The following is a 22063-nucleotide window of genomic DNA, read 5'->3' as shown; positions in this document are numbered from 1 at the left end:
TTAAGTGCGTTTATCTCAATTTTTCGTTCAACGTCCTGTTTTTACCATTGTTTTTACTTTTCTTTTGATGATTGCCGGTCTTTTAAGCTTTTCCGGACTGGCTTTAAGGCACTTACCGGACATTAATAAAGCAGTTGTAAACATCAGCACAGAATATGAAGGTGCAAGTCCTGAGTTGGTTGAAAAAGAAATCAGCATTCCTATCGAAAATGCCTTGTCCGGTATTCCCGGCATTGACAGTATTAATTCAACCTCTAAATTAGGTAAAAGCTATATTACGGTTGATTTCCAATTGGGAACCGATGTCAATGAAGCCGTGAATGATATTCGCAATAAAATGTCCGCCATCCAACGCAAGCTGCCCTTAGGCAGTGACGCCCCTTCCGTCAGAAAAAACGATGCCAATGCCAATCCTGTCATGGTATTGGGCTTTGAAGACAAACAACGTTCTGCTTTGGATATCACGGATTATGTCAATCGTTTCATCAAACCTGTTATACAGGAAATCAACGGTGTCGGTGAAGTGAGTTATTACGGTGCGCGGGAATATGCCGTTAAAATAGCTATTGATCCGGTAAAAATGGCCGCCCGTAAAATCACGGTTTCTGATATTAAAAAAGCACTTACTCAACAAAACATTGATATTCCAAGCGGACAAATTCAGAGTAAAAACCGTTATTATACTGTCGTCACACAGGCACGTATCGATAAAGCCAAACATTTTGCTGATTTAGTCATTACTCGAAAAAATAACCACCTCATTCGTCTTTCGGAAGTTGCCCAGGTGAATATCGGCAATGAAAACGAAGAAAACTTGTTACGTATAAATGGCAAACCGGCTATAGGCCTTGCCGTTCTTGCTCAATCTACCGCAAATCCTGTCGATGTCGCTCAACGAATTTATGAAACGCTTAAACAACTGCACAGCAGTTTCCCAAAGTCGTTTAAAGCCTCTGTTGTATTTGATTCTACTTTATATATTAAACAATCGATTTATCAGGTGTTTAAAACCTTTCTTGAGGCCGTCCTGTTTGTTGCTCTGGTTGTTTTTTTGTTTCTTGGCGATCTGCGTTCTGCCTTAATCCCCATTGTGACGATACCTATTTGTCTTGTTGCCACGTTCTGGCCAATGCAATTGCTTGGTTTTGATTTAAATACCCTGACATTATTGGCGATGGTTCTTGCTATAGGGCTTGTTGTGGATGATGCCATTGTCGTTCTGGAAAATTGCCATCGTCATATGCAACAAGGTAAATCAGCCATTAAAGCGGCAATAGAAGGCAGCCAGGAAATCACTTTTGCCATTATCGCAATGACCATCACACTTGCTGCGGTCTACGCTCCTATGGGGTTTGTAGATGGCTTTACCGGCAAACTTTTTTTACAGTTCGGTGTCAGTTTATCACTTGCCGTTCTGATTTCAGGTCTTGTGGCCTTGACTCTGTCACCAATGATGTGCGCAAAATTACTCAAGTCTCATAAAAATCGCTATACATTGTGGCTGGATAATTTTTTTAATCATCTTGCCCATTGGTATCAAATTAGCCTGCAATATGTTTTAAAACAAAAATTATTTTTCAGTCTTTTAATTCTTGTCTGCCTTCTAACAGGCGTTTACTGTTATCAACATATCAAAGCTGAGCTGGCGCCGCTTGAGGATCAATCCTATATCATCGCTCCTATATCTTCGCCAACAAATTCCAGTACGGCCTATACGGATAAATATGCCAGGGAACTAGAATCCATTTATGACGCCGTGGCTGAAAAACAAACGTATCTAATGTCCGTCAGACCTTCAGGGGCATTTTCCTTGCTTAAACTTGTTCCTTGGGAAAAACGCCAGCGCTCACAGCAACAAATCAGTCAGGAGCTGAATAAAAAAATGGAACAGCTCACCGGTGTCAGTGTGTTTCCCGTCACACCTCATCCCTTGGGGCGAAACAGCAATAACAGTCGTTTCAGCTTTGCTTTATTAGGCCATACCTCCTATAAACGCTTAAACTTGATCAGCAATGATGTCATCAAAGCATTAAATCACATACCTGAATTACGACAGATTAAAAATAATCTGGTTTTAGACAGTGAGCAAATCAATATTGATATTAACCGCCAGCTTGCAGCAGATTTACAAGTTAATCTGGCAGACGTAGCTGAATTACTTTCTACCACGTTGGGAGGAAGCAATCCTGTTAATTTTAACTACGATGGCCAGGCCTATAAAGTTATCGTTCAACTGGATCAAAGCCTGAGGCAGGATGTATCTATCCTTAATAGCCTGTATGTACAGAGTGAGCGAAAAGAAATGATTCCTCTCTCAGCCTTGATTCAAATGAACACCAGTATCGGACCAGATGCTCTACCCCATTTAAACCGTATGCGCACAGCAACGATAACCGCTGAATTAACTGAAAATGCACACATGGATAAAGTCATTGCGAAAGTTGAACATGTTTTACAACAACAATTACCCAGTGACATTCAATACCGTTTCACTGATGGCGTTAAAGATTATCTTGAATCATCAGGGCATAGTCTTTATGCTTTTGCCCTGGCATTGTTATTCATATATCTGGTGCTGGCCGCTCAATTTGAAAGTTTTATCGATCCTTTTATAGTCTTAACCACCGTTCCCTTATGTTTAATTGGCGCTCTTTTTACCCTTTGGCTATTTAATGGAAGCTTAAATATCTACACAAATATTGGAATGGTAACTTTGATTGGTTTAATCAGTAAGCACGGCATTATGATCACAGAATTTGCCAATCAGTTAAAACAACAAGGAAAAGATAAGTTATCCGCTACAGTAGAAAGTGCCACGATACGATTAAGACCTATTTTAATGACCACCAGTGCTATGATATTAGGCGCCATTCCTTTAATACTTGCCACAGGAGCCGGTAGTGAAAGCCGTGAGCAATTGGGCTTTGTCATTATTGGAGGATTAGTGGTCGGTACCTTTTTTTCGCTATATCTTGTTCCCATGATGTATCTGCTGTTCTCAAGACAAAAACGGCAGACAGAATCGACAGAGACACAAATCATTCAAAATCAGGACATCTCCGTTGACACCGCGTAAATCTTCCGTGTTCTATCTGTTTTTTTACAAAATTTTACATAATAAATGCAAATAAATAACCTCAAAAATCAAATATTAATCATTCTGTACTAAAATAAAATTAAGACGGGTTAACGGATGGAACATATGAATAAAACAGACGAAGCGATGCAAGTTTCCAATGTGCGGTTATTGTCTGCCGTGTATTTTGGGCTTCTTGCCATCATTGGCACTATCATTATTGATACTGTGTTATATGTGTTGGGTGTGGCTGAGCTTCTACCTATTTTTCAGTCCATTCTTTTTGCCGTGATTTTAGCATCGATATTTGGCGCTCTGTTTGCCAATAAGATCATCCATTGTAAAAGACCTTATAAATTAAAAACCTTTGGCTGGGGATTTTTAATGGTTATTCTTGCCTTACCCATATATAACCTGGCACTCATATTTTTTATCTATCAACAACATACCGAAGCATTTGCCGTTACAACTCCCATGCAGTATGTCTATTTATACTTTATTTATCTGTTTTTTACCTTTATTCTGGCAGGTCTCTGGTTGGCCATTGTTTCAGGATTTGCAGCTATGTATCTGCGCGGCCGTCTGGCTTATGATATTTTGCATTCTCAAAACATGAACCGCGTACTTCCCGTAGAGAAAAAAACAAAAATGCACCGCTCAAGCACGCCGCACCGTGCGAAGCATTCTCATTAAGGAATCAAATATTTACTGATGAGGGACTTTCCCTGAATAGTTAGAAAGTCAGCCATGTTTTGCGACACTGTTTTTAACCGCCTCTTTTTGGTATTCTTTCTCAACAGGATTTTCAGTTCTCTGGCGTGTTGAGATCGCACCCGCTTACTTAACTAAATCTTTTAATCTTAGCGATTTTAAAAAACAGCCAACTCAATAAGGCTCAACGTATTTATGCTGCAATTGATTGAAGATAAAACGGTTCTCATGGAATTGCTTTTGCAAGGCAGTTATGTCATAACCCCTAATAATCGTTTAAGTCTGAGCCTTATCAATGATTATTATCATAATATGCAGCAGGCCACTGTTGCCAAGCCGCATTGCCTTCCATTTGCCGCTTTTATCAGACAAATACATCAACGATTACTTCTCAACGACAGGCTTCCAGCAGCAAGTCCCATCTTACTATCAGGTCCTCAAACCCGCTATCTTTGGGAACAGGTTCTCAAATCTCAAGCTGATTTTACTTACAGCAAGGGTCTGCTCAATACCGTCATGGATGCATGGCGTACATGTCTGCAATGGCAGCTATCCCCTGAAGATGAAAACTTTAAACAAACACCTCAATGTGAAGAGTTTCAACAATGGTGGCATGCTTTTAATAGAAAATTAAAACAGTTAAATGTACTGCCTGAAGAGCAACTCACTGACTATTTGATTTCAACAGGTTTTTCCTTGATCAGTCAGCCGTTAATATGGGCCTGTTTTGACAATTTCACTCCTCAGCAACAACTTTTGCAAAAACATTCAATACAGCAAGGTATTCAGAATTATATTTACGATCTGAGTTCTGATATTGAGTTCTGCAGTGAGCAGTTTATTGCCAAAGACGAGGAAGAAGAATGCACTCAATTGATTCAATGGCTTTTAGATCGTCTTGATAGCGGGGAGAAGAAAATTGCTGTTGTTGTTCCTGACCTACAACAACGCTCACGTACTTTGCAGAGACAATTCAAGCGTCATATCAAGGACGATGTTTTTAACTTTTCCCTGGGACAGTCCCTAAATCATTATCCCTTAGTGACTCATGCATTCATCTGCCTCTCTCTAAATTCCAGACATCTCACTCATCATCAGGCACAGGTATTGCTGTATTCTGCTTATCTAAAAGGTTCTGACGGGGAATTTCATCAAAGAACACAGGCAGCTCAGGATAGTTCTCTACTACGTGAAAAAAACATTGCTTTATCCCAGTGGATTAAAACATTCCGCTATCAGCTTCCTGTATTAACCTCCTGTCTGGAGCAACTAAACAATTACCCCATAAAAGCAAGCATTGATGAATGGATAGAGCTTTTTGTAAAACGACTGGAGATTCTCGGTTTTCCCGGAGACCTTCCTCTGAATTCTGAGAACCATCAATGTTTCCAGCGTTTTTTTGAACTTTTTGATTCTTTCAAACAACTCGCTTTGATTTCTACCACACTTAGTTTTCAGGAAGCTTTCCAGGCCTTGCGTGATTTGGCCCAACAAACCATTTTTCAGCCCGAATCAAAAAATAAACCGGTCCAGGTACTGGGTCTTTTAGAGGCTTCCGGTTGCGAATTCGACAGCCTTTGGTGTATGGGATTAACGGATCAATGCTTGCCTGCCAAAACACAGCTCTCTCCTTTCATTCCTTATCCTCTGCAACGTGAAAAAAACATGCCGCACAGCTCTCCTGAGCACGAATGGCAACTCGCGCTCAGGCTGCTCCAACGCTTTCAACGAGCCAGTAAAAGGACGGTTTTCAGCTACCCTGAATTATCCGGGGATACACCCAACTTGCCCAGCCCCCTAATCACTGAGATGGCCAAATTTATCCCTTCTGTGGTTTTGACGGAGCAATCAAGCTTACCGCCCCTAAATATTCTTAAAGAAAATTATGTTATCCCCTTACAGCCCGATGAATTGATTTCAGGAGGGACAACATTACTTGCCAATCAGGCTAAATGCCCCTTTCGTGCATTTGCAGCACATCGTCTAAGGGCCAAGCCTGCTAACCGACTAAAGGATGGTTTGGATCCACAGGAACGCGGACAGATTGTTCATAAAGTGATGGAAAAAATATGGCGTTCACTGGGCAATCAGCAAAAACTATTATCTCTTGATGAGCAAGCATTACATCAATGCATTGAGACAGCTATCAAAGATAGCTTACGTATTTTCTTCATGGATAAAAATGAGCTTTTTCCATCCTTAATGAAGGAAGTTGAATTAACTCGTTTGAAACGATTGATATACAGCTGCCTTAGCTGGGAAAAACAGCGCCCTTCTTTTACGATAGAGGCCCTTGAAAAAGACTTTATTTTCCGTATTCACGACCAGGATTTCAAAGTGCGTGTGGACAGAATAGATAAACTGGAAGATGAGGAAAAATGGGTTATCGATTACAAAACCACCATCCCAGCTGGTCAACCTTGGAATGAAGACAGGCCCATAGAGCCGCAATTGCTTTTATATGCTTTATTGGATGAGGCCATCAAAACATTAATGTTTATTCAGCTTAAAGCTGGCCAAATCACCAGTAAAAGTTTCAGTGAAAAAGATTTGAATATTCCTCATAACCGTAGCCTGAAAAACGATGAGTCCTGGTCGAAGCAGCGAAAACGCTGGAAGAAACTATTGGATGATCTGGTAAAAGAGTTCAGTGACGGTTATTGCGCGCCCCACCCCATCCATTCATCCATTTGCACACAATGTGATTTTCAAAGTTTATGTCGCTTGACCTCCAAGTAAGCGATGAACAAAAAACAAACTATATTGTATATTTTTAATCAATATGTTAGCATCGAGCTCAAACAATACCCCTCGGATACCAGAGAAGTAAAATAAGGTGACTCATATGCGAAGATATAAAAAATCTGTTATACCCGTTCCAGTCGACCCTGAAAAATGGCAACCTTCCCCAGACAAGACTCAACAACTTGAAAATCTTATCAGGTACCGTTTTGATAATAATGTCAAGAACGATTTAACGGATTCGCAATCCCCTGAAACAAAAAAACCTGTCAGTCTCGATAGTCAATTCATAGAAGACTGCGCCAGAATTGCCGCATTTCTTATGGACAAACAGGCTGTATTAGCTCAGTTGAAAAAACTTGACAGCTTGCTGGAAAGCAAGAAAAAAGAATTCGATGACAAACTTCCTGTCTCTGTTTTAAGAACGTTTCTTGAAGAGGAACTGGCAAAATTTGGTTTTCAACCCCATTTTGGAAAAACATTGGCTAATGTCCGCCCAGAATTATTTCGCGCAGCCATTTCCAATGGTCTTTTATTAAAAGACGCAGCCATTGGTGATGCTCCTCATGGTGAATTTACTCATTTAATACAGTGGTTAGTCATTGCCTGGCAACAAGAAGCCAGTCATTTTCTAAATAAGCCAGTTATAGACCTCTTTAAACAGCTTGGCGATGAAAGCTCGGTTTACTATCGTGATCCTCCATCATCCATTGATAAAGAAGGCAGTAGAGAAGAGAAAAGTTTATGGGATATCATTATAGACAACGAGGGAGAAAATGATTTTCGATCCCCTGAAGCATTTAATTTATTTATGCTTGAATCAAGCGATCTCTCTACTTTAGGCGAGTTGTTACAAAATCGAATGGATAAGCGAACGAGGGATATTGAGAAATTTGAAAAAAAATACCGAGAGGTTCAATCGCTAAGTTCGCCCCGCCTGTTTTACCGTAAAAATAATAACATTCCCTATGTAGGAGGAAGGTTAGAAGGCATTTTAGAGCCAGAGGATTGTAAGATAAATTTTAAAGCCTCCTAGGTCCTGACGTTAACGGGAGTGACTTGAGGGTTAATACATTTCCAACTAAACTACGTAAGCCTATGATCGCTTTTAAAAAGGAAAAAAGCTTATGGATATATTAATTGCCGGTGCTTCGGGATTTATTGGCCAGGAATTAGTAAAAGCTTTAAAAAATCATCACCAAATCACTGTGCTGGGCAGAGACAGCTCAAAACTGCAGGATAAATTCTCCAAGGAAATAAAACAATGTACCTGGGATAAACTGGATGAATTGAAAGCAAAAAACTATGATGCCGTCATTAACCTTTGCGGTCATAATATTTCAGCCGGACGCTGGACAGTAGAAGTCAAGCAGAAAATCATCGACTCTCGCGTCGATACGACAACCTCATTGATCAACTGGGCAATCAGCCAAAATGCCAAACCTCATTTTTATTGTGCGAACGCCGTAGGTATTTATGGCCTACAAAAAAATGGCGATAAAGAAACCTTTAATGAAAACAGTCCAATTGAATTTGAGCATCCACGTGATTTTCTCAATCTGGTTGGAGCACGTTGGCAACAGGCCACTCAATTGGCGATTGATCATGGCATGAATGTAACCATTACCCGTTTTGGTGTGGTCTTGAAAAAAGGCAAGGGAATGCTTAAAAAGTTAACTCCCAGCTATTATTTGGGCTTGGGCTCAGTTATCGGTGACGGCCAACAAGTGATATCCTGGGTTCATTTGGATGATGTGGTTCATACTTACCTTTTTTTGCTGGAACATCCTGATCTCATTGGCGCGTTTAATATCACCTCCCCTTATCCGGTAGAACAAAAAGAATTTGCTAAAACACTGGCAAAATCCATGCACAGACCACTGTTATTAAAAACACCTGCTATAGTTATTCGTCTTTTATTTGGTGAAATGGGCGATTGTTTAATCAATAAGGGTCAGCGTGTCGCAGCAAAACGTCTGATTGAGGCGGGATATCAATTCCGCTATCCAGAATTGAAAGATGCCCTAACACATGAATTTGAATAAAAGTATTGTCGATAAAATTGACCTGCTGAAGAAGCTGAATTTCAGATATAGACATCTGCAGCAAAATTGAGTTAAAACTATGTAATAAAAAAGAAAAGGATTACCGCATAATGACAAATCAGATTGATGTTTTGGTCGTCGGCGCAGGACCTGTGGGTTTATTTTGTGCAAATGAGTTGATCCGACATGGATTAAATTGTCGCATTGTTGATAAAAAAAGCGGTTTAAGCGTTAAATCCAAGGCATTGGGAATACATATCCGTACACTTGATGTATTTGCCGACTGTGGTTTTCTTGATGAAGTTTTGGCTCAAGGGCATCAAGTAAAGGGAGTGATCTTCAAATCCAAAGGCAAAGAACTAATCCATGCCAGTTTTGAGGATATCGAAGCTAGCCGACATTATTTGATAGATTTGCCGCAGAATAAAACAGAAACCATTTTATATCAGGAATTACAGAAAAAAGGACTGGACGTTGAATGGAACACTGAACTTGCTGACTTTAGTCAAGCTGAGGAAAAAATCAAAGCTATCGTTAAAAAAGCAGATGAGAAAACGGAAACCATCGAAGCCGACTGGCTTATCGCCTGTGATGGAGCACATAGCACCGTTAGAAAGCAGACTAAGGCTGATTTTAAAGGCGCTGAATATAATAAAAACTGGTGGCTTGCTGATTTATTTATAGACTGGGATGTGCCGGGTGATTATATGGCCATTTATGTCAGTGAAAAAGGACCTCTTGCCTGCTTCCCCATGGGTAATAAACGCTATCGACTGGTCATGACTGCACCGGAAGGAGCTACGAAAGATCCCTCAATGGAAGACATGAAAAAAGCCTTTGAGGAAAGATGCTCCGATAAAGCCAAGTTAAGCGATCCCATTTGGCTGAGTCAGTTTTTTATTCATCACCGACAAATTGAACAGTATCGTCATAACCGTATTTTTTTTGCGGGTGATGCTGCTCATATTCATAGTCCAATGGGTGGACAGGGATTAAACACCGGTATACAAGACATTTACAATCTAGTATGGAAACTCGCCCTGGTACAAAAAAAGCAGGCTAATCCAAAACTTCTTGACAGCTATCAGATTGAACGGCATCCCGTGGGTGAAAACGTATTGAAAAAAACAGACCTCATGACCCGTATGATATTACTAAAAAATTCTTTTGCGGTAAGTCTGCGTAATTATATAGCCAAGATGTTACTTTCCTTTAAACCGGTTAAGAGAATATTCATGAAAGACATGGCTGAACTGACCATTTCATATGCTAAAAGTCCTATTGTTACCGAAAATGGTCGCATCAGTACTATTAAAGCAGGCACCTACTGCCCGGAACTTCTTTTTATTGAGCCGGCCACCCGTGCATCTATATCCAGCTTTGATATTTTAAAAGGTACAAAACATCATCTCTTGCTCTTTAGCGGCCTTAACCAAAAACCAGAGCCCCTTATTGAACTGGCAACTAAGCTCACTCACCGCTACCCAGAAGTCTTGACCACACATCTTATTTTGAGTCAGCCTGGGGACGAAAAAGGTTGGCTAGGCCAGATATGGCATGATGAAGGACAAAAAGTCCATAAAAAACTGGCTTTAAACGATCCGGCGCTCATATTTATTCGACCGGATAAATACGTTGGGCTTATTCAGAATCCTGTAAAAGAAAAAGAGCTATTTAACTATCTGGAAAATTGGTTGTCTGCCAATCATTAATTGCGAAAAACTACTGGATAATTGATAATGATAACTTTTAAAGAGTAATGGACTGGTCATGTCACTCAAAAAAACAATAATGCTATCCCTTACAGGACTATTGATTTGTTCCCTGACAAGTTGCTTTCGGCCTCCTCACAATCATTTTCAACATTATCCTTTCACCTTATATACTGGCTGCTGTGGAAAAGTAACTTCCTCTATATTACGCAGAAATGACCGTCTTGCGCTGATCAAAGAATTGCAGAATCAGGATATTCAATTTGTACAATATGGTGATACTAAGACCTTGATTGTACCCACTGATAAATATTTCAGATTTAATAGTGCTCAAATCAATGATATTTGTTATCCAGGATTATTTAATATTGTAAAACTGATAAAACTTTATCCTAAAAGTACCATATACATTGCCGGATTTACCGATAATATCGGCTCAGAAAAACATAAAAAAACGCTCTCTCAGGCCCGCGCTGAAGCCATGTTGACATACTTATGGGCGCATAACATTCCAGCTCAATGCCTTAACGCGGAAGGTTATGGTGACAAACATGCTATTTCCAATAATAAAATTATTCATGGCAGTGCACAAAATCGCCGTTTGGAAATACAATGGTTTCAGGATCGGCTTGCTCAAGTCGCCCCACCCCCATATGTTGGCTTAACGAAATAGTTTTGTTAACATGTCTTCTTGCCGAAACGGCACTATCCGAGCCAATTTTTCTGTATACTATTCATTTTTCCTCGTGAGTAGAGGGAGATCAGGCCCGGAAATAATGAATAGTTAACAAAAGATTTTCGTATGCATTCTAGATTCATTGGCGGTATTCTTCTGATTGTTGGTACTTCGATAGGAGCGGGCATGCTTGCTTTGCCCGTTGCAAATGCAGCTGCAGGCTTCTGGCAATCTTCCTTATTTTTACTTCTTTGCTGGGCATTAATGACGCTCGGCGCTTTTTATATTCTGGAAGTAAATCTATACCTTCCTCCTCGAACCCACATGGTATCCATGGCTACAGAAACACTGGGAAAAACAGGATTGTTGACTGCCTGGCTCAGTTATTTGTTTCTTTTATATACTTTGCTGTCGGCCTATATTTCCGGCGGTGCAGATGTCATGCGCAGCTTGGTTTTTCATCTTGGAATTTCTCTTAAAGACTGGCAGGCCAGCACACTGTTTACCTTTCTTTTTGGACTGGTGGTCTATGGCGGTATTCGCTATGTTGATTATACGAACCGTTTTCTTATGTTTGGTAAATTAGGCATTTATCTGTTGCTGGTTATTTTGATTGCTCCTTATGTTCAAGCTGCTAATTTTGAACATGGAACATTTCGCTACATTGGCAGCACTTTGATGATTTTAATTACTTCTTTTGGATTCGCCATCATCGTTCCTAATTTACGGGATTATTTTAATGATGACATTCCTACTTTAAAAAAAGTGGTCTTTATCGGTTCTCTTATTCCCTTATTTTGCTATCTGGCATGGGATGCCGTCATTATTGGTACTTTGCCTTCAAGAGGAGAACACAGTTTAGAATCATTGATGTTTGCCACACATACCACCAGTTCACTCGCGGCTATGCTCTCAGATACAGTACAAAATCAAATCATTACCTCTTTTTTCAATTTGTTTACTTCTATTTGTATGCTAACGGCTTTTCTAGGTGTTTCACTCTGTTTATATAGTTTTCTTGCTGATGGACTTAAGCTTCGACAACAAGGCAAACATGGCATAGGATTATTTTTTCTTACCTTTTTACCACCTTTGCTAATTGTAATTTTTTATCCTGGTGCCTATATCCATGCTCTAAAATATGCAGGAACATTTTGCGTTATTTTACTACTGTTGCTTCCCGCATTAATGAGCTACTATGGAAGGAAAAAATTTAAGACGCCGTTTACGGTACCGGGAGGAAAAATCACTCAATGGAGTGTTATTCTATTATCTGTCCTATTGTTATTCTACAGCGCGTGGTAAATGTAAAACGATTTACTGCTAAACAGGAGAAATTTTGTGGCAAGGAAATTGGCTATAAAAAGACAAGATAAGTTCTCTTTAATTTTATACGGTATATCGGCTTCTCTTAAACTATTTTATCTTTTTTTAAATCGTCTGTTTATTTCTATTTTCTTATTATTGTCCTCCTTATCGCTACATGCTGAGCCATATTTAGCTCCTAAACATGCGCGTGCAGAAAAGAAAAACGTAGCTGGTGTTTTTATCGGTGGACTGAGAAGCGACGGTAGAAACTTTTTTTCTTATGGAATGGAATATCATCGAATCATCTCATTTCCATTTGCTGTCGCTTTTATGGCAGAGGATGTTCCAAACAATAAAAACAGCCAACATGAGTATGAAATTATTTCTTCCATGATCTGGCATCTTCCTCATAATTTTCTAGTTGGCTTTGGGCCGGGAATAAAATTTGAAAAAGGTGAGCCTGACAAGGGACTCGCTCGCTTTGAGATAGGCTATATCTTTCTTCCTGCTCAGAGCATCGAAATCCTGCCTAATGTTAATTTTGATATAGTGGAAGGCGGTTCCAGAGAATGGTCATATGGCATAACGTTTGGAAAACAATTTTAGGGTAAATGCCATACCCTGGATACAAGACCACCGACTAAGAAAGCCAATGTTACTTTAAATTATACTGTAAATAATGGCTGACAGCGCTATAAAGCCAATGAGTGTTATAAAAATGTCAGATTTCAAATGACGAAATTTCTTCATTGCTGGAACCTTAATCATTGCATACATCGGCATCAAAAATAAAATCATGGCAATTACCGGCCCTCCTAAAGTTTCAATCATCCCCAAGATGCTTGGATTGACTGTAGCAATGATCCAGCAAGTGATAACCATAAAAATATCTATAAACAATTGCAGCTTCTTTTGACAGACATGATAGTTTTTCTTGCGTAATGATTTAGCAATTAAGCCAAATAAACCTTCACTTGCCCCCAGATAATGCCCAAGAAATGATTTTGAAATGGCTATAAAAGCCACAAATGGGGCAACATAGGCAATGAAAGGCGTATTGAAATGGTTGGCAAGATAAGAAAGGATTGAGATATTTTGTTGTTTAGCCAGAGCCAGATCCTGAGGTGAGAGGCTCAATACGCAAGAAAAAACAAAAAACATAACCGTAGATACCATGAGAATATGGCTGTTTCTCAAGATCCAGGAACTCTTTTCATCTGCCTGATACCCATAAGTTTGTTTTTGACTGACAGCAAAAGATGAGATAATAGGCGAGTGATTGAAAGAAAAGACCATGATAGGAATACCAAGCCATAAAGCCATCAATATGCCATGATTCTGGCCGGCTGCAATAACATTTTCCTGCTGAAAAGCCGCCCCATTCCAGTAGGGAATTAAATAGAGTGAGAAAAAAATCAATATGGCAATAAATGGATAAACCAATACACTCATTGATTTAACCACCATATGTTGTCCAATACGAATAATAATCATTAAAGCAAGAATCAAAACAATCGATATTAAAGCTCGTGGAGGCGCTTCTAACCCCATCTGATGAACGATAAAACTCTCGGTAGTATTGGTAATCGCAATACTGTACATTAACAAGATGGGATAAATGGCGAAAAAATAAAGGAAGGTTAACAGATTACCAATTCTTGATCCAAAATGCTCATCTACCACTTCGGTTATATCATTGACCGAGGTAGAACCGGATAATACAAAACGACAAAGAGCTCGGTGAGAATAGAAGGTCATAGGAAAGATGAGAAGACTCATCAACAGTAAAGGAAATATACCGTTAAGGCCAGCCCCTATTGGTAAAAAAAGAGTTCCTGCTCCAATTGCAGTGCCATACAGGCTTAGCATCCACACGGTATCTTTTTTATTCCAGTTTAAGGATTTTACCTGTGTATCCGAGGTTAATACATTGGCTTCATTCAAGGACATAAAAACACCTTCTTGGTTATGGACCTTTGAGTACCCATCCTTGTTGACCCAATAAAGCTCTATTATACATCGGATTATATAAAATTTACCAGCACACTATGTGTAAATTTCATGTTGGCCGCTAAATTGTCTGGTTTCCATTAACGGCTTTCATAAGAAGAAAAAATAACTCAGACTCTAATTGAGCAGACTTAGTTCTTTACCTAAAATTCGCTCCATATTTTCTCTTTTTCATCCTGAGCATTCGGATCATCCCGTAATTTAGCTATTCGCTCATGTTTTTTTATTTCTTTTACTTGTGATTTGCTTTTTTCATGTTCTCTATCAAATTTATAGAGAAACTCGTCGTAAGGACTCACGTAAAATTTATCAATATCACTCATAAAATATCCAGCCTGATGTGTATGCAAAAAGAAAATTTCTATAAACCGCCTTTTCGCACCTGTCTCATTTTTCTATAAATGCGATGGTGCGTAATCTTGGCTATAAATGCTATTTTATCCTTTTTTTTTCTACGTTACTATGTCAGTATTTAAAAATTTATGAGAGCAAATAATGTCCACAATCAAAAAAGCTGAACTGCATGTACACTTGGAAGGCACGATTTCTCCTGAGCTCGCCAGAAAACTGGCCGATAGAAATCGAATTAGCCTACCTGATAATTTAATTACTGCGGATAATAAAAGCTATATTTCAAAAGACTTTCTTGATTTTCTAAACGTTTTTGATGTTCTTGCTTCTGTGATCAAAAGTCCACAGGATTATTATGACATAACCTTTGATTATCTACGAACAAATGCTTTGGAGGATACCATTTACGTAGAAATGATGTATTCACCGGATCATGCGGAAAAATCCAGTGGAATTCCATCTATAGAACATCTACATGCTATACAGCAAGCTATAAATGACACGGAAGATAAATATAATATCATAGGACGAATCATTATTGTTGCCGTTCGTCATTTTGGTGTTGATGCCGTCACAAGAGTGGCAAAACAAGAAATCAAAAACAAATTGCCCTGTGTTGTCGGTTTTGGTCTCGGTGGCGATGAGGCCAGCTTTCCCCCTAAATTGTTTCAAAAAGCATATCAAATTGCACATGACGGTGGATTAATGTGTACTGTTCATGCCGGTGAATTTGCTCCGGCAGAAGGTGTCATTGAAGCCATCAACTACCTGCCAATAAAGCGTATAGGTCACGGCGTTATGGCCATTCATTCCTCAGAGGCCATGGCTATGATTAAAGATAAAGGGATTGCTCTGGAAGTTTGCCCATCCAGCAATATTTTCCTTGGCCTGTTTCCCGATATGTCCCATCATCCATTTCCGAAACTTTTAGACGCAGGCATCAACATCAGCATTAATTCTGATGATCCTCCTTTTATGCGCACGAACCTCGCCCATGAATACAAACAAGTGCAACGGTCTTACCAATATAGTGATGAAACCATGGAGGCCATCACAACAATGGCTATTGAGCATGCTTTCGCAGATGAAGCAACTAAATCTCACTTGAAAGCAAAGATCAATAAATAAAAAATTATTTATAGTTATGGTAAATTTATAGGAAACACATTTAAATGGCTGCAAATTCATTTGATCTGATTGTTTTAGGCGGAGGTAGTGGCGGTATTGCCAGTGCGGTAAGAGCTGCTAAGCATGGCGCAAAGGTTGCCGTTATTGAGCAAGCTCACTTGGGAGGAACTTGTGTTAATCTTGGCTGTGTTCCTAAAAAAGTCATGTTTAATGCCTCAGCGGTTGCCGAATATTTGCACAAAGCTTCTGATTATGGTTTTTCTTCCCAGAAACATAAACTTAACTGGTTGACATTAGTCACTAGACGAAACAACTATATTGCAAGACTGCGAGAGAATTACAAAAATCGATTTGAACAACATCAAATCACCTGGATTCAAGGACATGGCTATTTCATTGATCAGCAAACCCTCCTCGTCAATGATAAATCTTATAAAGCGAAACATATCATTATTGCTACCGGTGGAGAGCCAGCTCAACCTCAAATAGCCGGTGTTGAATATTCCATTGATTCGGATGGTTTCTTTGCCTTAACTGAACAACCTCATAAAGTAGCCATTATTGGAAGCGGTTATATTGGTGTTGAACTTACTGGAGTATTAAATGGTCTGGGTTGTGAAACTCATTTATTTATGCGTGGCGCAACACCGTTAAGTCGTTTTGATAGCATGCTTGGCGACACATTAATGGAAATAATGAAACAACAAGGTGTTCATCTGCATCCCAACCATAAAGCCAAAGCTTTCGAGCTACAGAAAAACGGAAAAAAATCAATTGTTTGCCCGGAGGACTCAGTGATTCGGGATTTTGATGCCATCATCACTGCTGTAGGAAGAGCCCCCCGCACCAAAGATCTAAATCTCGATAAAATTGGTGTCATTACTGATCAAAGAGGACTGATTGGGGTAGATACCTATCAAAATACATCCGTTAAAGGTATATATGCGATTGGAGATGTGACCAATGCGCCCCCACTGACGCCCGTGGCTATTGCTGCTGGCAGAAAATTATCTGATCGACTGTTTGGTTCACATGAAAATGCAAAATTAGATTACGAAAACATATGTACTGTCGTATTCAGTCATCCTCCTATAGGTACAGTGGGTTTAAGTGAAAAAGAAGCTGAAATCATTCATGGCAAAGAAAATATTAAAATATATCAAACTCGCTTTAATCCAATGTTTGATGCCCTCAGTAAGGACAAAACTCCAACCGTTATGAAGTTAATCACTGCGGGGGCTGAAGAACGAATTGTCGGTTTACATGTGATTGGTTACGGTGCGGATGAAATGCTTCAGGGTTTTGGAGTTGCCATAAAAATGGGAGCTTGTAAAAAGGACTTTGACAATACCGTTGCCATTCACCCAACCAGCGCTGAAGAATTCGTCACCATGGTGTAAATAATGACACTTCGATCATTTGATTCAAAACAACCTCAGTTAGGGGAAAGAGTATACATTGATCCCTCAGCGACAATCATCGGTGATGTTATCTTGGGGAATGATACCTCCGTTTGGCCTAATGCTTCTATTCGAGGTGATGTTAATTCCATTTTTATTGATGAGATGACAAACGTGCAAGACGGTGCTATTCTTCATGTCACACATGAAGGGCCCTACACAGGAAAAGGAGAGAAGCTGTATATCGGCAAAGGCGTCACCATTGGGCATAAGGCTGTACTTCATGGTTGTCAAATTCGAGATTTTTCTTTAATTGGAATCAATGCCATCATTTTAGATGGTGTTGAAGTAGAGTCGCATGTTCTTGTTGCTGCCGGCAGTCTCGTACCCCCGGGCAAACACCTGAAAAGCGGTTATCTGTATTTGGGTAACCCTGCTCGAGAAGTGAGGATTTTAACGAAGAATGAGATAAAGCATCTGGAATATTCCGCAAAACATTATATTCAACTTAAAAATAAATATTTACGTAGACATGAATGAACTTCGTTAAAAACTATCGGGCATATCTTAACTTCTTTTACCAGCCGGATGTAGTTATCATTCATGCATGCGAATACTTTCATGCTCAGATGGTTCATCTACGGGAAATTTTTTTTACATATTCTCTTGCATTAATAATATTTTCCCCAGTTTCCATCACACCGCAGCCTTGAGCATTCATTTTCAGAATTTTATCTAAAGCGTCATTAAAAGCAGCCTCAACCAATTGCACTGTTCTGCTTCCGCCTTCTCGGCGTGAGTCCCAGGTATTTGCAGTTTTTTCATCTATAAATGGGGCATCACGCTGCATTGCCGATCGATTGAAATAGTGCAATACGTCAAGATTTCCCACCTTATAAGCCTCTATTATACAACTTAAAACTGTAATTTTGTTATCTCGTTTGCTGTCTTGATGATATAAACGAAACATGGATTGTCTTGCCATTCGTAATTTACGTAACTGTTCTTCAAGCGCATTTAATAAATTTCGATTTACCGCATAATCCTGCAAGGATTATACGGTAAATCCAGGGGGTTATTTCTTAGTTGGGTTTGGAAGTAAGATAAACAGGGAGTGGAAAGATTTTTAAATAAAAAAAAAGCGGCTTTTCGGCCGCTTTAAGGAAAAAAGCCCTGGCGATGACTTACTTTCGCATGGGGAGACCCCACACTATCATCAGCGCGTGTTTGTTTCACTACTGAGTTCGGAAAGGTATCAGGTGGTACCAAACAGCTATGGTCGCCAGGAAAACGGGTTATTCTGCCTTATTGAAGGCAGAAGGTAAAGATTGAATGGGTTTGATTCACAAGCGTTTAAACTCATTTTGTATCATGCCCTGAATGATTTCAGGATATATGGTCAAGACAATCAGCCAATTAGTACGAGTTAGCTTCACACATTACTGCGCTTCCACACCTCGCCTATCAACGTCGTCGTCTTCAACGGGCTTCAAGGGAAAACTCATCTTGAGGAAGGCTTCCCGCTTAGATGCTTTCAGCGGTTATCCCGTCCGAACTTAGCTACCCGGCCATGCCACTGGCGTGACAACCGGCGCACCAGAGGTTCGTCCACTCCGGTCCTCTCGTACTAGGAGCAGCCCCTCTCAATTTTCCTACGCCCACGGCAGATAGGGACCGAACTGTCTCACGACGTTCTAAACCCAGCTCGCGTACCACTTTAAATGGCGAACAGCCATACCCTTGGGACCTGCTTCAGCCCCAGGATGTGATGAGCCGACATCGAGGTGCCAAACACCGCCGTCGATATGAACTCTTGGGCGGTATCAGCCTGTTATCCCCGGAGTACCTTTTATCCGTTGAGCGATGGCCCTTCCATTCAGAACCACCGGATCACTAAGACCAACTTTCGTTCCTGCTCGACACGTCCGTCTCGCAGTCAAGCACCCTTATGCCTTTACACTCTTGGTACGATGTCCGACCGTACCGAGGGTACCTTTGTGCTCCTCCGTTACTCTTTGGGAGGAGACCGCCCCAGTCAAACTACCCACCATACACTGTCCTCAACCCGGATTACGGGCCTAAGTTAGAACCTCAATAACAACAGGGTGGTATTTCAAGGTCGGCTCCATGCAAACTGGCGTTCGCACTTCATAGCCTCCCACCTATCCTACACAGTCATCATCAAAGTCCAGTGCAAAGCTGTAGTAAAGGTTCACGGGGTCTTTCCGTCTAGCCGCGGGTACACTGCATCTTCACAGCGATTTCAATTTCACTGAGTCTCGGGTGGAGACAGTGTGGCCATCGTTACGCCATTCGTGCAGGTCGGAACTTACCCGACAAGGAATTTCGCTACCTTAGGACCGTTATAGTTACGGCCGCCGTTTACCGGGGCTTCGATCAACCGCTTCTCCTGCCACCGCATTACTCGTATCTGTGCGTTGAACCCCTCTTTCGCTCAGTCATTTACCCAATGTAAACGCCTTCGCTCATTCGTCGTTCACCTTCATCTACAAGCAATCCGGTGGCAGGATAACAGCATCAATTAACCTTCCGGCACCGGGCAGGCGTCACACCCTATACGTCTTCTTACGAATTTGCAGAGTGCTGTGTTTTTAATAAACAGTCGCAGCCACCTGGTCTCTGCGGCCTCCACCAGCTCATTACGTAAAGCAATTCACCAGCAAAGGCGTACCTTCTCCCGAAGTTACGGTACCATTTTGCCTAGTTCCTTCACCCGAGTTCTCTCAAGCGCCTTGGTATTCTCTACCTGTCTACCTGTGTCGGTTTGCGGTACGGTTCTCCGTAAGTTATGGCTAGCAGCTTTTCCTGGAAGCATGGCATCAGTGACTTCTCTGCGCATCGAAATGCCAGAACCACTTCGCACCTCAGCGTTAACAAGAAACCGGATTTGCCAAGTCTCTCCGCCTACATGCAAGTACCAGGACAACCATCGCCCGGCTCACCTAGCCTCCTTCGTCCCCACTTCACCACTTACAGAAAGTCCAGGAATATTAACCTGGTTCCCATCGACTACGCATCTCTGCCTCGCCTTAGGGGCCGACTCACCCTGCTCCGATTAGCGTCGTGCAGGAATCCTTAGACTTCCGGCGAGAGGGTTTTTCACCCTCTTTATCGTTACTCATGTCAGCATTCGCACTTCCGATACCTCCAGCTCACTTCTCAGTCAACCTTCATCGGCCTACAGAACGCTCCCCTACCACGTGTATCACTACACATCCGCAGCTTCGGTGTATGATTTTAGCCCCGTTACATCTTCCGCGCAGGCCGACTCGACCAGTGAGCTATTACGCTTTCTTTAAAGGATGGCTGCTTCTAAGCCAACCTCCTGGCTGTCTATGCCTTCCCACATCGTTTCCCACTTAATCATACTTCGGGACCTTAGCTGGCGGTCTGGGTTGTTTCCCTCTCCACGACGGACGTTAGCACCCGCCGTGTGTCTCCCGTGGTCCAATTATCCGGTATTCGGAGTTTGCATCGGTTTGGTAAGCCATGACAGCCCCCTAGCCGAAACAGTGCTCTACCCCCAGTAATCAACCCACGAGGCGCTACCTAAATAGCTTTCGGGGAGAACCAGCTATCTCCGGGCTTGATTAGCCTTTCACTCCTAGCCACACGTCATCCGATAATTTTTCAACATTACCCGGTTCGGACCTCCAGTTGGTGTTACCCAACCTTCATCCTGCACATGGCTAGATCGCCCGGTTTCGGGTCTACTCCCAGCGACTATCGCTCTATTCAAACTCGATTTCTCTACGGCTCCCCTATCCGGTTAACCTCGCCACTGAAAGTAACTCGCTGACCCATTATACAAAAGGTACGCAGTCACCTAACCTAAGTCAGGCTCCCACTGCTTGTACGCAAACGGTTTCAGGTCTATTTCACTCCCCTCTCCGGGGTTCTTTTCACCTTTCCCTCACGGTACTCGTTCACTATCGGTCAGTAAGGAGTATTTAGCCTTGGATGATGGTCCACCCATCTTCAACCAGAATTTCGCGTGTTCCGGCCTACTTCTCCGCGTGCCTAGTTCTACATCAATGCTTCGTGTACGGGGCCTTCACCCTCTCCGGCTTACCTTCCCAGATAATTCCACTCACATCAACGCTAAATCACGCCAGGCTCCTCCCCGTTCGCTCGCCGCTACTAAGAGAATCTCTCTTGATTTCTTTTCCTTTGGGTACTTAGATGTTTCAGTTCCCCAAGTTCGCTTCCATACCCTATGTATTCAAGTATGAATGACTAATAAATTAGCCGGGTTACCCCATTCGGACATCCCAGGTTCAACGCTCGTTTTCAGCTCCCCCAGGCTTTTCGCAGAATACCACGTCCTTCTTCGCCTCTTACTGCCAAGGCATCCACCGTTTGCGCTTCTCTTCTTGACCATATAACCTCAAATCACTCAAGACTATATCCAACATGAAGACAATACTTCTTCGCTTGTGTTACCTCGTCGTCTCTAACCTCACCCAATCAGCAACAAAACCAATCAGTCTCAGCTAAAAACTTCAATCTCTACCCTAATTTTTAATGAACCTCTGAATCATCAGAACAAAAGAATAAAAACATCCATCCCTTTGTTCTGACCACTCAATGCCATCCTGCCAAACAACCCATCCCCTTGGTGGAGCCGAGGAGGATCGAACTCCTGACCCCCTGCGTGCAAGGCAGGTGCTCTCCCAGCTGAGCTACGGCCCCTTTCTTTTGCTGCGGCTTTTTTCCTTACTTCGTTATCCGCGTGCGTTCGTGCTGTCACGTACGGATGTACGCGCCTTCACTTCCTTACACGGATGCCTCAATTAAGGCAAAAACCCCTGGCAAAATGGATGAATACTTCTTGAAAACAAACTGTGTGGGCGTTTTGAGGATTTGTCGCACCTTTTATCTTT

15 protein-coding genes, 1 tRNA gene and 2 rRNA genes are annotated in these 22063 nt (G+C 41.4%); 12 read left to right on the top strand and 6 right to left on the bottom strand.

Features of this window, described 5'->3' with window-relative positions; translation table 11 throughout:
- Nucleotides 1–4 precede the first annotated feature (4 nt).
- From E4T55_RS12515 to E4T55_RS12475, 9 genes are all read left to right on the top strand, one after another.
- Entirely contained in the window at nucleotides 5–3076 is a 3072-nt protein-coding gene (locus E4T55_RS12515; protein WP_058501340.1) for an efflux RND transporter permease subunit, read from the top strand.
- A gap of 126 nt (nucleotides 3077–3202) precedes the next feature.
- The gene (locus E4T55_RS12510) at nucleotides 3203–3769 is read left to right on the top strand and encodes a hypothetical protein (RefSeq protein ID WP_058501341.1); all 567 of its coding nucleotides are present in this window, start codon (nucleotides 3203–3205) and stop codon (nucleotides 3767–3769) included.
- Nucleotides 3770–3982: 213 nt separating this feature from the next.
- On the top strand, nucleotides 3983–6526 hold the full coding sequence (locus E4T55_RS12505; protein WP_058501342.1) for a PD-(D/E)XK nuclease family protein: 2544 nt from the start codon (nucleotides 3983–3985) through the stop codon (nucleotides 6524–6526).
- A 106-nt stretch (nucleotides 6527–6632) separates the two neighbouring features.
- Nucleotides 6633–7565, top strand: coding sequence for a LirA/MavJ family T4SS effector (locus tag E4T55_RS12500; protein ID WP_058501343.1), 933 nt, complete (start codon nucleotides 6633–6635; stop codon nucleotides 7563–7565).
- A gap of 91 nt (nucleotides 7566–7656) precedes the next feature.
- Complete coding sequence (locus tag E4T55_RS12495) at nucleotides 7657–8574, top strand: TIGR01777 family oxidoreductase (protein WP_058501344.1); 918 nt, start codon at nucleotides 7657–7659, stop codon at nucleotides 8572–8574.
- Nucleotides 8575–8684: 110 nt separating this feature from the next.
- The gene (locus E4T55_RS12490; protein ID WP_058501345.1) at nucleotides 8685–10286 is read left to right on the top strand and encodes an FAD-dependent monooxygenase; all 1602 of its coding nucleotides are present in this window, start codon (nucleotides 8685–8687) and stop codon (nucleotides 10284–10286) included.
- A gap of 58 nt (nucleotides 10287–10344) precedes the next feature.
- Nucleotides 10345–10959: an OmpA family protein gene (locus E4T55_RS12485; RefSeq protein WP_058501346.1), complete on the top strand. Its 615-nt coding sequence runs from the start codon at nucleotides 10345–10347 to the stop codon at nucleotides 10957–10959.
- 129 nt (nucleotides 10960–11088) lie between these two features.
- On the top strand, nucleotides 11089–12267 hold the full coding sequence (locus E4T55_RS12480; protein WP_058501347.1) for an amino acid permease: 1179 nt from the start codon (nucleotides 11089–11091) through the stop codon (nucleotides 12265–12267).
- Between the two features lie 36 nt (nucleotides 12268–12303).
- A complete protein-coding gene (locus E4T55_RS12475; RefSeq protein ID WP_058501348.1) occupies nucleotides 12304–12876 on the top strand; it encodes a hypothetical protein in 573 nt (190 codons plus the stop codon).
- Nucleotides 12877–12930: 54 nt separating this feature from the next.
- Here the strand turns inward: E4T55_RS12475 and E4T55_RS12470 are convergent, their stop codons facing one another.
- Nucleotides 12931–14220, bottom strand: a complete 1290-nt coding sequence (locus tag E4T55_RS12470; protein WP_058501349.1) for a serine/threonine transporter — start codon at nucleotides 14218–14220, stop codon at nucleotides 12931–12933.
- Nucleotides 14221–14423: 203 nt separating this feature from the next.
- The gene (locus E4T55_RS12465) at nucleotides 14424–14603 is read right to left on the bottom strand and encodes a CBU_0585 family protein (protein WP_058501350.1); all 180 of its coding nucleotides are present in this window, start codon (nucleotides 14601–14603) and stop codon (nucleotides 14424–14426) included.
- 172 nt (nucleotides 14604–14775) lie between these two features.
- On the opposite strand from E4T55_RS12465, the gene E4T55_RS12460 reads away from it, so the two are divergent.
- Genes E4T55_RS12460 through E4T55_RS12450 form a run of 3 tightly spaced genes read left to right on the top strand, consistent with a single transcriptional unit; the run spans nucleotide 14776 to nucleotide 17699 of the window.
- The gene (locus E4T55_RS12460; RefSeq protein WP_058501351.1) at nucleotides 14776–15759 is read left to right on the top strand and encodes an adenosine deaminase; all 984 of its coding nucleotides are present in this window, start codon (nucleotides 14776–14778) and stop codon (nucleotides 15757–15759) included.
- 44 nt (nucleotides 15760–15803) lie between these two features.
- The gene (gorA, locus tag E4T55_RS12455) at nucleotides 15804–17159 is read left to right on the top strand and encodes a glutathione-disulfide reductase (protein WP_058501352.1); all 1356 of its coding nucleotides are present in this window, start codon (nucleotides 15804–15806) and stop codon (nucleotides 17157–17159) included.
- Between the two features lie 3 nt (nucleotides 17160–17162).
- Nucleotides 17163–17699: a gamma carbonic anhydrase family protein gene (locus tag E4T55_RS12450; RefSeq protein WP_058501353.1), complete on the top strand. Its 537-nt coding sequence runs from the start codon at nucleotides 17163–17165 to the stop codon at nucleotides 17697–17699.
- Between the two features lie 94 nt (nucleotides 17700–17793).
- On the opposite strand, the gene E4T55_RS12445 is transcribed toward E4T55_RS12450, so the two are convergent.
- The 4 genes from E4T55_RS12445 to E4T55_RS12430 form a co-directional block, all read right to left on the bottom strand.
- Nucleotides 17794–18210 (bottom strand): hypothetical protein, encoded by a 417-nt coding sequence (locus tag E4T55_RS12445; protein WP_058501354.1) that lies wholly within the window; start codon nucleotides 18208–18210, stop codon nucleotides 17794–17796.
- Nucleotides 18211–18330: 120 nt separating this feature from the next.
- A 5S ribosomal RNA gene (rrf, locus tag E4T55_RS12440) occupies nucleotides 18331–18446 on the bottom strand.
- Between the two features lie 108 nt (nucleotides 18447–18554).
- Nucleotides 18555–21559: ribosomal RNA gene (locus E4T55_RS12435) — 23S ribosomal RNA — on the bottom strand.
- Nucleotides 21560–21796: 237 nt separating this feature from the next.
- Nucleotides 21797–21872 (bottom strand) — tRNA-Ala (locus tag E4T55_RS12430).
- Between the last annotated feature and the right edge of the window lie 191 nt (nucleotides 21873–22063).

Source organism: Legionella israelensis (genome assembly GCF_004571175.1).
Lineage (GTDB): Bacteria > Pseudomonadota > Gammaproteobacteria > Legionellales > Legionellaceae > Legionella_D > Legionella_D israelensis.
The sequence above is the reverse complement of the archived record's forward strand: the minus strand, read 5'-3'. Positions and strand labels throughout refer to the sequence as shown.

Excerpts from the sequence above, each read along its gene's own strand:
- E4T55_RS12510 (WP_058501341.1), top strand. The coding sequence starts at position 3,203 with ATGAATAAAACAGACGAAGCGATGCAAGTTTCCAATGTGCGGTTATTG.
- E4T55_RS12505 (WP_058501342.1), top strand. The coding sequence starts at position 3,983 with ATGCTGCAATTGATTGAAGATAAAACGGTTCTCATGGAATTGCTTTTG.
- E4T55_RS12500 (WP_058501343.1), top strand. The coding sequence starts at position 6,633 with ATGCGAAGATATAAAAAATCTGTTATACCCGTTCCAGTCGACCCTGAA.
- E4T55_RS12495 (WP_058501344.1), top strand. The coding sequence starts at position 7,657 with ATGGATATATTAATTGCCGGTGCTTCGGGATTTATTGGCCAGGAATTA.
- E4T55_RS12490 (WP_058501345.1), top strand. The coding sequence starts at position 8,685 with ATGACAAATCAGATTGATGTTTTGGTCGTCGGCGCAGGACCTGTGGGT.
- E4T55_RS12485 (WP_058501346.1), top strand. The coding sequence starts at position 10,345 with ATGTCACTCAAAAAAACAATAATGCTATCCCTTACAGGACTATTGATT.
- E4T55_RS12480 (WP_058501347.1), top strand. The coding sequence starts at position 11,089 with ATGCATTCTAGATTCATTGGCGGTATTCTTCTGATTGTTGGTACTTCG.
- E4T55_RS12470 (WP_058501349.1), bottom strand. The coding sequence starts at position 14,220 with ATGTCCTTGAATGAAGCCAATGTATTAACCTCGGATACACAGGTAAAA.
- E4T55_RS12465 (WP_058501350.1), bottom strand. The coding sequence starts at position 14,603 with ATGAGTGATATTGATAAATTTTACGTGAGTCCTTACGACGAGTTTCTC.
- E4T55_RS12460 (WP_058501351.1), top strand. The coding sequence starts at position 14,776 with ATGTCCACAATCAAAAAAGCTGAACTGCATGTACACTTGGAAGGCACG.
- gorA (WP_058501352.1), top strand. The coding sequence starts at position 15,804 with ATGGCTGCAAATTCATTTGATCTGATTGTTTTAGGCGGAGGTAGTGGC.
- E4T55_RS12450 (WP_058501353.1), top strand. The coding sequence starts at position 17,163 with ATGACACTTCGATCATTTGATTCAAAACAACCTCAGTTAGGGGAAAGA.